Genomic DNA, 12,689 nt, shown 5'->3' with positions numbered 1-12,689 from the left:
CGTATCATTCTTCCTTGTAAAAATAATAGGAGATATCTCATACTACAAACAGGGGTGAAAATATGAAAATCAGTAAAAATGAGAAAGAAATTTATCAACACATGCAAATTCATCAATTCCATACTCTTTTTTCCTTTCATGTCTTACCATATGTAGAACTACATTCTTTTCAAAAGAAAGAGATGATATGTAAGGAGGGAGTCGACCTCCCTTATCTCTATTACTTAATTTCCGGGAAAGCAAAAATATATATGAGCCATAAAAATGGGAAAGTCTCTTTAATTAATTTTATTCAAGCACCTTCATTCATTGGGGAATTAGGATTAATTGGCGTAGAATCTGTTACGAAAGCGGTTGAGGTGATTGAAGATTGTATTTGCTTAGCGCTTCCTCTTAAAGATTGTCAGCATCTTTTATTGCAAGATGCTACCTTTCTACAGAAACTATGCAAATTTATTGGAGAAAAAACAATTACCCGAACAGAAAATTACGCCAAAAACTATAGTTATCCATTTGAAAACCGATTAGCTGCGTTCATTCTATTAACGGAACAAAATAATTGCTATACCGAAAAACATACTGAGGCCTCAGAATACTTAAACGTCAGTTACCGCCATCTTTTATATGTATTAAACCAGTTTTGCCAGCAAAACTATTTAAAAAAAGAAGGCCGAACATATTATATACAAGATCGAAATCAATTAGAAAAACTTGCTGACGAGCTAAAAATATAAAAAACAGCATTAACATAAAAGTTAATGCTGTTTTTTTGAGTGGCGATTATAATTTTAATTAAAATTTGCTTGCTACTTTAGCTGCTTCTTCAAGACCTGCAGTAATGATTTCTTCTGCTTTATCTGGGAATTGGTTATGTCCCTCGATAATTACCGTTTCCATGTTTGTTGCGCCGAAGAAGCCCATCATGCTTGCTACATATTTTACAGCCATTTCCATTTCAGCTGCTGGTCCTTCAGAATATACGCCGCCACGTGCATTTAATAACGCAATCTTCTTATCTCCAATAAGCCCAACTGGACCTTCTGGTGTATATTTAAACGTTTTACCAGCACGGTTTAAATAATCAATATACGTGTGTAATACGGCTGGAATCGTTAAGTTCCATAATGGGAAACCGAAAACTACTTTATCAGCTTCTAGAAATTGATTTAAATACTTATCAGCAACTGCTACCACTTTTGCTTCTTCTTCTGTTAAATCAAATCCTCTACCTGCTTTGAATGTACCATTAATCATATCTACGCCTACATATGGTAATTCTTCTTTATATAAATCAAGTTCTACCACTGTATCATTTGGATGCGCTTCTTTATAGTTTGCTAAAAATGCCTCGTATAATTTCACACTAACTGCTTGTTCCGCTGGGCGGTTGTTTGCTTTTACAAATAAAACTGTTGCCATTGTTTTTCCTCCTACTACTCACTCTTATGTTGTTATATATCACTTACGAAAAAGGGTACTCCCTTATAATTATTGTTGCTTACAAATACATTTTATCTTTATATCAAGACAATTACGTCCTCACATAGACGTATTTTTCCATAAAAAAAGTCCACCTTCTAAAGGCGAACTAGGTCTTACGACTTTTGTCTTATACAATTCCATTTTTCACTGCATATAATGCTGCTTGTGTGCGATCGGATAAATGTAACTTACTCAAAATACTACTCATATGAGCTTTTACCGTTTTTTCTGTAATAACTAAAACAGAAGCAATTTCTTTATTACTCATCCCTTTCGCCAATAACTGCAATACTTCATTTTCTCTCGCTGTTAATACATCCACTTGAACGGAAGGTTCTTCTTCTTTCTCTTCCTGTGGTAATGTTTGAGAAAGAAGGGCATTTGCTATATCTGGATGTAATTGAATATTACCTTTATACGCGCTTCGAATAGCTTCAACAAGCTGATCTGGTTCGATATCTTTTAAAATATAACCGCTCGCCCCAGCTTTTAGTGCCGGCAATACATGAGCTTGATCAGAAAAACTAGTCAATACAATTACTTTCACGTTTGGATATTCTTTTTTGATACAAGCTGTTGCCTCAATTCCATCCATCTCAGGCATATATAAATCCATTAATACGACATCTGGACTCGTTTCGCCTACTTTCACTAGCGCCTCTTTCCCATTATTTGCTTCACCAACTAATTCAAAATCTTCCTGTGTGCTTAGAAAAAATGCTAATCCTTTTAAAACAACTGTATGATCATCAACTAACAATACTTTTATTTTCACAAACTTCCCTCATTTTCACATCATAATGGTACATTTACTTTTATACTCGTTCGTTTCTTACTACTTACAATTTTAATTGTTCCACCAACTAATTCTACTCTTTCACGCATCGTAGTCATACCGAGTGATTTCTTCTCTTTTATATCCTTTTCTACAAACCCATTTCCTTGATCGACTATTTCTAATGATACATTTTTCTCCGTCACTTTGAAATAAATCGTCGCTTCTCTTACATCCGCATGCTTACTTACGTTATTTAAAGCTTCTTGTCCAATTCGCCATAGCGCTTCTTCTACTACACGCGGCAAATCACGTACACCTGTAACTTGTTCCCGAATTTTCAATCCTAAACTTTCACCATATTGCTTTAAAGCTGGTAATAACCCTTTCTCTAATCCAGCCGGACGGAGCTGCCAAATTAATGTCCTCATTTCTTTTAAGGCACCTTGTGCTAATTCACGCATCTCATACAAAGACTGATCTACCTTTTCATTTTGACCCTTTAAGACAGCTTCAGCGCCTTTCGTCATAAACGTTAATGAAAACAACTTTTGTGAAACAGAATCATGTAAATCTCTAGCTAAACGATTACGCTCTTCCATTCGTACAAGTTCGCGGCGTTTTTCATTTAATCTTAAGTTCTCTATCATTAATGAAATATGATTTGCTAACGCTTGTACTACATCTATCGTATTTATATCAAATTCTCCATTATTAGAACTTACACTTAATACTCCAAATATATGATCTTGAATATGTATCGGAATAGCGATAACTGTCCTATTGGGATGCTCTATATTACCAACCTGACGCTTCGACAAGACAGACTCTTCTTTTTCCAACGCTTCCTGTGCTACTGCCCTCAAATCATCTTGTAGTTCACCTTTCTTATAAGAAGCTCTCACAGCTAGTTCATTTTCTTCTCTAATAAAGAATACAACTTGCTCCCATAGAAATAAGCTCCCTATTTGCATTACAATCTCTTCTGGTAATGCATTAAATTTATGAATTGTCCTTAAAGCTTGAATAAAGCGTTCTAACTTTACATAATAATGAGCTCTTCTCTTTTCATTTTCATACAGTTTTGTACGCTTTAATGCCGTTCCAATTTGAAAGGCAACTGATTGTAATAGTACTAATTCTTCTTCCGAAAAATGCGTTTTACCTGGGCTAGCTACATTTAACACGCCAAATTCATCTTCTCCCGCTTTTAGCGGTACTGTCGCATGATGTACAATCCCTTCTGTATCTCCCCAGTTGTATTCAATCGCATTATTAATTCTCTTACATTCAATAATATTAACTGCTCGCTCTAGTTTTCCTTCCACAAAGCGGTGTAAGCACCAGCAATTCCCCTCACACATCGGTCGTTTATTTTCGAATTTCAATCCCTCTGGTAATTGGTAATCAATTAATTTTGTATATCTACCATTTTCATCCGCAAGGAAAATCCATCCTGTCGTTAAACCAGTTACATTCAACAGCTTTTCCAGCACAGCTTGAAGTACGTGATATGTATCATTTGAGGTATTCAACGTTTCTGCAATCTCTTTTAATATAACTAATTCATTTGTACGATTCTCTTGAAACATAATTCGTCTCCTACACACAAGATTTTAAATAGTACTTAACATAAATCATCTACTTTTCACTTTGTACTTATTCGTAACATTGATATAATGGTGAAAACATAGTTTTCATTATATCACTTGAGGGGGCTTTCATAATGACATTGAATAAGGCACTTACTATCGCTGGTTCTGACACAAGTGGCGGTGCTGGTATACAAGCAGATTTAAAAACATTCCAAGAACTTGGTGTATACGGAATGACATCTCTTACGACAATCGTAACGATGGATCCACATAACGGTTGGGCACATAACGTATTCCCAATCCCAGCTTCTACATTAAAACCACAATTAGAAACGACAATTGAAGGCGTTGGCGTAGATGCTTTAAAAACGGGTATGCTTGGATCAGTAGAAATTATCGAAATGGTTGCGGAAACAATTGAAAAGCACAATTTCGAAAATGTAGTAGTTGATCCTGTTATGGTATGTAAAGGAGCGGATGAAGCGTTACATCCTGAAACAAATGACTGCTTACGTGACGTTCTTGTTCCAAAGGCATTAGTCGTAACGCCAAACTTATTTGAAGCATATCAATTAAGTGGTGTGAAAATTAATTCTCTTGAGGACATGAAAGAAGCTGCAAAAAAAATCCATGCTTTAGGCGCTAAATACGTACTGATTAAAGGTGGTAGCAAACTAGGCACAGAAACTGCTATTGATGTGTTATATGACGGCGAAACATTCGATCTTCTAGAATCAGAAAAGATTGATACGACAAATACACACGGTGCAGGTTGTACATATTCTGCTGCAATTACAGCAGAACTTGCAAAAGGAAAAACGGTGAAAGAAGCAGTAAAAACTGCGAAAGAATTCATCACAGCTGCAATTCGTCATTCATTTAAGATTAACGAATATGTAGGACCAACACATCACGGTGCATACCGCAAATTCGTTGCACCGAAAGAACTTGTCTAACATAACGCTTTTTATTAATAAATTTAAAAATAGATTAAAACCCACAGAACATTTATTGTTCTGTGGGTTTTAATTACTTTACAGAAATCTTTTAAAGTACTCCCCGAATTCCTATGATGCTGAACTAACCTTGTTTCTACCATTTCTTTTTGAATAATATAACGCATCATCCGCTGATTGAATAAATTGCTCAGGCGATTTTTTATATTCTGAAAGCCCAACAGAAACTGTAATTTTAATTTTTTCCCCATTTTGCAGTTGAAATGAATGCTTTTCAACTGCTAGCCGAATTTGTTCCCCTATACGAGTTCCAAATGCTACTCTCTTTTTTGGTAACAACAGAGCAAACTCTTCGCCACCCTTTCGAAAGACTAAATTTGGGAATGGTGCATTCTCTAACAAAATACGCCCTAGTTGTTTTAACACTTCATCTCCAGCAGGATGACCGTACGTATCATTTACATACTTAAAGTGATCAATATCGATAAGTAATAAACAAAGTGAATCATTTTTCATATGCTTACTATCAATATGACGATTCATCTCAAAATCAAACTGTCTTACATTTCCTAGATTCGTTAATGCATCTATCGTTGCATAATGCTTCATCGTTTGAAATAATTCATTGGATTGCAATATGTAACTTGCACTTACAAATGTGATGTATGCCGCTACAATACAACAAATTAAATATAATACCACTACATATATATCCTTAAATAAAATATAAAGTGGTAGTATTAAAATAGACAAACTGTACACATTAAACCATATCCATTTTGTAAATATAGAAATCTTCATCCGCCAAATGAGAGTAATGCCAATCCCTATTGCCACGATAGTATAGCAAGCCAATTCAGAGGCTAAAGAATACTCAGTAAAAAATACCCGCGTTATTAAAATAATCATAACAGTTATAATACTAGCTATTGGGCCACCAATTATAATTGCCAAAACAACAGCTAAATAACGTAAATCCAACATAATATCTTCAATATGCACACCAAAATGCATCAACAATATACTCAATATTCCAGTTGAAATACCGACCAAACATTTCTGCCAAAAAGAGAATCCTTCTTTTAATGGCTTATCTCTTAAAAGCTGAGCACCCACAAAGATAAAGGACAGAATAATTGTCATATTTACAAATAGATCTCTGAACATAAAATAATCTCCCTACTTTTTCTTTTCCATCTATCCCTTTCTATATGCTATTGTATTACGTAATCCCTATAATTCCCAATCTTTTTTGTTTTACTGTTCCACGTGGAACAGTAAAACAAAAAAGGAGACGAAATTTCGTCTCCTCCATTAACAACATCGCGATATCTTTCCGCCTTTTGCATTAAATCTAGCTTCTTGTGCCTCAGCAAAAAATTGCTTTTGACATAGAATTTTCTCTTCTGGATGATGTAATTTCATGTGATTTACATACGTTTCATAACTTGGAACTCCGACAAGTAAACTAATAAATTGCTTTCTCTTTCCCCATACGTTCCGTAAATTTTTAAGCATAGTTCCTCGACTCACTTTCATCTTTTGGAATATATGGTGCCTCTTTTAACGGCATTGGCTTATTTCTTAATACTTGAATCCAAATTCGAAGTGCAGAAATTAATACAGCAATTACAACTATCATAAAAATTCCACAAAGTGCCGCATCAATATAGTCATTAAAAATAATTTGTTTCATTTGCGCAACATTTTTAGCTGGAGCTAATACCTTACCATCATCTAATGCTCCCTGAAATACTTTCGCATGTGATAGAAATCCTATTTTAGGATTTTCATGAAACAACTTTTGATAACCAGCTGTCATCGTTACAATAAGTAATCCTATAGTCGGAATAAGCGTTACCCAAACGTATGCCTTTTTCCCCATTTTGAATAAAATTGTCGTTCCAAGTAATAATGCAATCCCCGCTAACATTTGATTTGCAATACCGAAAAGTGGCCATAGCGTATTAATTCCACCGAGAGGGTCAACCACCCCTTGATATAAGAAGTACCCCCAGCCTAGTACGCATAACGTTGTAGCAACCACATTCGCTATTGTGGAATCTGTTTTCGCAAACGGCTTGTACACATGCCCTAAAATATCTTGAATCATAAATCGTCCTACACGTGTTCCAGCATCAATCGTTGTTAAAATAAATAGTGCTTCAAAAAGAATGGCAAAATGGTACCAAAATGCCATCATCGCCGTTCCACCTATTACTTGTGAAAATATATGTGCCATACCAATTGCTAATGTTGGTGCGCCACCTGTACGTGATAAAATGGTCTGTTCTCCGACGTTAACAGCAAGTTCTTTTAATTCATTCGGTGTAATAGCAAATCCCCACGAAGAAATAACTTGAGCTGCTTGTGATACATCTGTTCCGATCAGTGCTGCTGGACTATTAATTGCAAAATAAGTTCCTGGTGTTAATACACAAGCTGCAATCATAGCCATCGCTGCTACAAATGATTCCATTAACATTGCCCCATAACCAATTGGCTGTGCATGACCTTCTTGCTCAATCATTTTCGGCGTCGTACCTGATGAAACGAGAGCGTGGAATCCAGAGACAGCACCGCAAGCTATTGTAATAAATAAGAACGGAAATAAATTCCCGGAGAAAACAGGACCTGTTCCATCAATAAACTTAGATACTGCCGGCATCTTCAAATCTGGAGCTACAATTAAAATACCAATTGCTAATCCAAGTATCGTTCCTATTTTTAAAAATGTACTTAAATAATCACGTGGTGCAAGGAGCATCCAAACTGGTAATGCCGATGCAATGAATCCATATACGATAAGCATAATAGCAATTGTTTCACCACTAAAAGTAAACATACTTGCAAGTGTTGGATTTTCTGCTACATACTGTCCACCAATAAGCGATAGGACTAGTAGAACAATACCGATTACTGATCCTTCCCCTACTCGCCCTGGTCTAATGTAACGCATGTAAACTCCCATTAAAATAGCAATTGGAATTGTTGCTGCGATTGTAAACATTCCCCATGGGCTTCCAACAAGTGCCTTCACAACTACTAAAGCTAATACTGCTAATAAAATTATCATAATACCTAAAATACCAATCATCGCAATTAATCCTGTAACAGGACCAATTTCATCTTTAATCATTTCTCCTAATGATTTACCATTACGTCTCATTGAAGCAAATAAAATTACAAAATCTTGTACAGCTCCGGCAATAACTACCCCAACAATAATCCAAATAGTCCCAGGTAAATACCCCATCTGCGCCGCCAAAATTGGTCCTACTAAAGGACCTGCCCCTGCAATCGCAGCGAAGTGATGTCCGAATAAAACCCATTTATTTGTTGGAACATAATCCTTCCCATCATTTAACGTATGAGCAGGCGTTTGCCTATTATTATCTAGGCCAAAAACTTTCCTTGCTATAAATCTACTATAAAAGCGATAAGCAATCGCATACACTGATACAGCAGCCACTAATAGCCATACAGCATTAATTGTCTCACCTTGTGATAAAGCTATTACACCAAAAGCAGATGCTCCTACTGCTGCAATAACTCCCCAAAGTAAAATTGATTTCAATGTTTTCACGTACAATCCCCCCATTACTACTTCTTAGAGGAGATTGTACTAAATTTTCTGAATATTTAATTTGAATCCTCCTTATCATGAAGGATTTCTAGGCTATTATGTTAAAATTCTCTCATTACTTGTCATAGCTCAATTTTATTTCGAAGCCGTTTTACATAATTACGGCTTACTGGAATCGGTTGCTCATCGTACCTGTCTAAATGCAAATTATACGTGCCATTATAATAAGGTTTAAGTTCTTGTACATATGACATATTAATTAAATAGCTTTTATGTACACGTAAAAAATCATATGCATTTAGTTTATTTTCTAATTCCTGGAGTGTGTATGTTGAAATATACTGATTATTCGTTGTATAAATTGAAACGGTTTTATTTTCCTTATTTTTACTAATATATACAATATCCTCCGGGAGAATATATCTAATCCCCTCATGGCCTTCTATCGGCAGTTTACGCAGATGACTCTTTGCTTTCTCACCTTGTTCTTTTCCCATTTTATATAAAATGAATTGTAAATCTTCTTCACGAAATGGTCGTAATAAATAATAAAACGCTTGGAAACGAAAAGCTGTAATTGCCTCTTCTATATCCTCACCAATAAAAATAAATTTCGTATAACAATTCACTTCTCGTAACAAACTCGAATATTCAAAACCAGTACCATCCATTAATTGCGAATTTAAAAAAACAAAATCAGGTGTATGTTTTTTCATTATTAGCAAAGATTCTGTTCCAGTTTTCGCTTCAAAACATTCCACATTTCGAATGTTTTCAGTAAAGTTCTCAACTAATTTTCTTCGCTCTTCTGTTTCTTCCATGATAAGTAAGATTTTCATTTATCCAGCCACCTAATTCCTTTGTCCATATGTCTTGTTGTATACATTCGCTTTAGTAAGAAACATTCCCTTTTTCTTACTATACCATTATTTATCTAAAAAAACAGAAAAAAGGAAACCACTTTGGTTCCCCTTTTCTTTTATCCCGATTGGTGTGGGCTAATAATCAGTGGTTGATGGACAAAACACCACTGATTAAGGTTTCTCTTTATACTAATTCCCTCTGTTTCGTTTCTTGACCAAGTATAACTACAGCAAGTGCCCCAATTAGAATTGATCCACAGAAAATCGTAAATATTAGCGATAGTGAAGCTTGTGAAGCAACTAAATACCCTACTAATAGTGGTCCAAGAATACCACCAATACGCCCAAATGCAGCTGCCATTCCTGCACCTGTACCGCGAATAGTTGTTGGATACTGTTCCGGTGTATAAGCGTATAATGCACCCCAAGCACCTAAATTAAAGAAGGATAGTAACATACCCGCCACTATTAATGCTGTTAATGAATCCGCAATTCCGAACACATAAGCACTACATGCTGTACCAATTAAATACGTAACCAATACAAATTTACGACCAAGACGTTCAATAAACCATGCAGCTGTGAAATATCCTGGAAGTTGAGCTAAAGTCATAATGAGTACGTACTGAAAACTTTTTATTAAACTAAAGCCTTTCAGTACCATTACACTAGGTAACCAAAGGAACATTCCATAATAGGAAAAGACCACACAAAACCATAGAATCCATAACATAATTGTTGCTTTACGATATTCTCCAGACCAAACCGATTTTATATTTTCAATAACAGATGGCCTTTTTGCAACCTTTTGGAACCTTGGAGAATCGGGTAAATTCCATCTTAAATATAAAGCATATAACGCTGGAACTGCACTTAATACCATAGCAACTTCCCAACCGTATTTAGGAATAACAAAATATGAGATAAGAGCTGCGATTAACCAACCACCAGCCCAAAAGCTTTCTAATAGTACAACTATTTTTCCACGTTCGTGCGCTTCAACACTTTCTGATACAAGAGTAGATGCAACTGGAAGTTCCCCGCCAAGTCCCATACCAATTAAAAAGCGTAAAACGAGGAACATCGCGAATGTCGTCGTTAAAGCAGTTAAACCACTACCGATAGAAAATAGTAATAATGTAATAATAAAGACTGATTTCCGTCCTATTTTATCTGATAGTATCCCAAAAAGGAGCGCTCCTACTGCCATACCAATTGAATTAACGCTACCTATCCAACCCATTTCTTGAGTACTTAATCCCCAATCTTTTTGGAGTGCTACGATTACAAATGAAAGCATTCCAACATCCATTGCATCAAATAGCCAGCCAAGCCCTGCTATACCAAGTAGCTTTCGCTTCGAAATTTCTTTTACCTTGCTCACAAGAAGTCCTCCTTACACAGGTGTCTTTACACATCATTTTACATGTGTGTATTGCATAAGTAAAATACTTTCTTATAAAAATTCTCCTTCATCATTCCCAAAAAGTAAAATGTTTATCAAAAATAAACAAATAAAAAAAGTAGCGATGTTCCGCTACTTTTTTGAACGCATTACTTCTTTTAAAAATTCAGCTAATACTAACTGACGACGCCAACGTGTTGGATTACTACATAATCTGTAAAACCACTCTAAATGAATAGATTGAATCCATTTTGGCGCACGCTTTACCTCTCCAGCCCACACATCTAAACTACCGCCTACCCCAACAGCCATTTTCGTTTCTAAACGATGCTTATTGTTTTGGATAAAGTTTTCTTGTCTTGGAAAGCCAAGTGCAACAAGTAATAGATCTGGTTTTGCCTCTTGAATACGTGAAACAATATTCTCTTCTTCTTCTTGTTTAAAATATCCATCTTGTATCCCCACGATAGATGCAGCCGAATATGTCTTCGTTAAATGATCAGCCGCGGCTTGTACAACATGTGGTTTTGCACCTAATAAGAAAACAGATACTGGTTTATTCTCTTCTGATAACTTCGCAAATAAATTACACATTAAATCAAAACCTGCTACACGTTCTTTTACAGGTGTACCAAGCATACCACTTGCTTTTACAACCCCAATACCATCAGGTGTAATTAAATCGGTATTTAGTAATGTTTTATGGAACTCTTCATCCTTTTTTGCACACATAACAATTTCAGGATTTGCTGTTACTACCTGAAAAGTATGAGTTTGCTCCAATTCTAGTTGTTCCTTTAAATATTGGACCGTTTCATCCATTGTCATTGTAGAGAAAGGAACACCTAGAATATCAACCGTTTGTACTGCCATATTTAACTATCCTCTCTATCATTAAAAGTTTTTCGCTATTAATTGCTTATATGTTTCTTTCGTATCTTCATATAATTTTTGAAGTGAGAAGTTCATAGTAGCATGCTCATAAATATGCTTGCCCATTACTGATAACTCTCCAGTTTTCCACTTATCATACGCCTCTTCTAATGCCGATGCCAATGCTTTTCCATCACCAGTTGGTACAATCCACCCATAAGTTTCATCTGCAATTAACGGTTCGATTTCTCCAGCTCTAGTCACAATTGATGGTACACGTTGATTTGCCGCTTCTAATAAAACTAATGGAAATCCTTCGCTATGGGAAGTTAACAAATTGACATGTGATGAAGCAAATAATTGTTTCACATCTTGACGATGCCCTAAAAATTCAACTTTATCATTAATCCCTTTTTCAGTAGCTAACGCCTTTAGTTCTCTTTCTAACGGCCCGTCACCAACTAATAACACTTTAATTTTCTCCAATTTTGTTTGTTGTAACGCATCGAATAAAACTTCATGTCCTTTAACAGGATGCAAACGCGCTACTTGGATTGCCGTAAACACATCTTCATCAATATTAAACATTTCCTTTTTATTATAGCCATCTGCTTTTTCCTGATCATATTCAATCCCGTTATAGATAACATGCATCTTTTCATTTGAAATACCTAATGCGGCTAAGCTTTTTTTCAACCTATTCGTTACAACAAAAAATAAATCTATATTTTTTAAAGCTTTCAAATTTAATTTAGTAAAAATCCAGCCTTTTAAGCCTTGTTTAGTAAAGTCTTGAAATGGATCACTATGAATTGTCGTAACCCATTTTGCCGCGAATTTCTTCTTCATTAGAGAAACAAAGAAATTCGCCCTAGGACCGTGTGTATGAACTACATCAAATTTTTCTTTATTAATGAATTCACTTATGTTCTTTAAAATGGATAAATCATAGCGAGATTTTTGTGAAAACACATGAACTTTTATTCCTAGCTCTCTTGCTTCTTTCGCAACAATTCCATCTTCAAATACTGCTAATTCTACTTCACCATCCGGAAACTGATCGAGCAGTGAAATAATATGTGTTTTTCCTCCACCATCTTCTGCCCCTGCATTCATATGCAATATCCTCATATTTTTTCCTCCTTTAAATCCTC

Annotated in this window: 12 protein-coding genes; 2 read left to right on the top strand and 10 right to left on the bottom strand. The window is 35.4% G+C overall.

Going from position 1 to position 12,689, the window contains the following annotated elements; all coding sequences use genetic code 11:
- The first annotated feature begins 62 nt into the window (after positions 1-62).
- Positions 63-734, top strand: coding sequence for a transcriptional regulator YeiL (locus B5P42_RS04175; RefSeq protein ID WP_044438382.1), 672 nt, complete (start codon positions 63-65; stop codon positions 732-734).
- A gap of 58 nt (positions 735-792) precedes the next feature.
- Here B5P42_RS04175 and B5P42_RS04170 read toward each other — a convergent pair whose 3' ends face one another.
- The 3 genes from B5P42_RS04170 to B5P42_RS04160 form a co-directional block, all read right to left on the bottom strand.
- Positions 793-1,419, bottom strand: a complete 627-nt coding sequence (locus B5P42_RS04170; protein WP_002184487.1) for an FMN-dependent NADH-azoreductase — start codon at positions 1,417-1,419, stop codon at positions 793-795.
- 190 nt (positions 1,420-1,609) lie between these two features.
- Complete coding sequence (locus tag B5P42_RS04165; RefSeq protein ID WP_002016393.1) at positions 1,610-2,257, bottom strand: response regulator; 648 nt, start codon at positions 2,255-2,257, stop codon at positions 1,610-1,612.
- Positions 2,258-2,277: 20 nt separating this feature from the next.
- Positions 2,278-3,849, bottom strand: a complete 1,572-nt coding sequence (locus B5P42_RS04160; protein ID WP_113733711.1) for a GAF domain-containing sensor histidine kinase — start codon at positions 3,847-3,849, stop codon at positions 2,278-2,280.
- 134 nt (positions 3,850-3,983) lie between these two features.
- Here B5P42_RS04160 and pdxK point away from each other — a divergent pair, with 134 nt between their 5' ends.
- Complete coding sequence (gene pdxK, locus B5P42_RS04155; RefSeq protein ID WP_002016397.1) at positions 3,984-4,808, top strand: pyridoxine/pyridoxal/pyridoxamine kinase; 825 nt, start codon at positions 3,984-3,986, stop codon at positions 4,806-4,808.
- Between the two features lie 111 nt (positions 4,809-4,919).
- Here the strand turns inward: pdxK and B5P42_RS04150 are convergent, their stop codons facing one another.
- The 7 genes from B5P42_RS04150 to B5P42_RS04115 form a co-directional block, all read right to left on the bottom strand.
- Positions 4,920-5,975 (bottom strand): diguanylate cyclase, encoded by a 1,056-nt coding sequence (locus B5P42_RS04150; RefSeq protein ID WP_113733710.1) that lies wholly within the window; start codon positions 5,973-5,975, stop codon positions 4,920-4,922.
- 147 nt (positions 5,976-6,122) lie between these two features.
- Positions 6,123-6,326, bottom strand: coding sequence for a YbdD/YjiX family protein (locus tag B5P42_RS04145; protein WP_002184484.1), 204 nt, complete (start codon positions 6,324-6,326; stop codon positions 6,123-6,125).
- Positions 6,319-8,394, bottom strand: coding sequence for a carbon starvation protein CstA (gene cstA, locus B5P42_RS04140; protein ID WP_002089870.1), 2,076 nt, complete (start codon positions 8,392-8,394; stop codon positions 6,319-6,321). The genes B5P42_RS04145 and cstA overlap by 8 nt, the downstream gene beginning before the upstream one ends.
- 122 nt (positions 8,395-8,516) lie before the next feature.
- Positions 8,517-9,233: a LytR/AlgR family response regulator transcription factor gene (locus tag B5P42_RS04135; RefSeq protein WP_002089871.1), complete on the bottom strand. Its 717-nt coding sequence runs from the start codon at positions 9,231-9,233 to the stop codon at positions 8,517-8,519.
- A 208-nt stretch (positions 9,234-9,441) separates the two neighbouring features.
- The gene (locus B5P42_RS04130) at positions 9,442-10,641 is read right to left on the bottom strand and encodes an MFS transporter (protein ID WP_002016404.1); all 1,200 of its coding nucleotides are present in this window, start codon (positions 10,639-10,641) and stop codon (positions 9,442-9,444) included.
- Between the two features lie 153 nt (positions 10,642-10,794).
- Positions 10,795-11,535 (bottom strand): WecB/TagA/CpsF family glycosyltransferase, encoded by a 741-nt coding sequence (locus B5P42_RS04120; protein WP_002016406.1) that lies wholly within the window; start codon positions 11,533-11,535, stop codon positions 10,795-10,797.
- 21 nt (positions 11,536-11,556) lie between these two features.
- Entirely contained in the window at positions 11,557-12,666 is a 1,110-nt protein-coding gene (locus B5P42_RS04115; protein WP_113733709.1) for a glycosyltransferase family 4 protein, read from the bottom strand.
- Positions 12,667-12,689 lie beyond the last annotated feature (23 nt).

It is taken from the genome of Bacillus sp. SRB_331 (genome assembly GCF_003264175.1).
Classification (GTDB): Bacteria; Bacillota; Bacilli; order Bacillales; family Bacillaceae_G; genus Bacillus_A; species Bacillus_A mycoides.
This window is presented reverse-complemented; position numbering and strand designations above follow the sequence as displayed.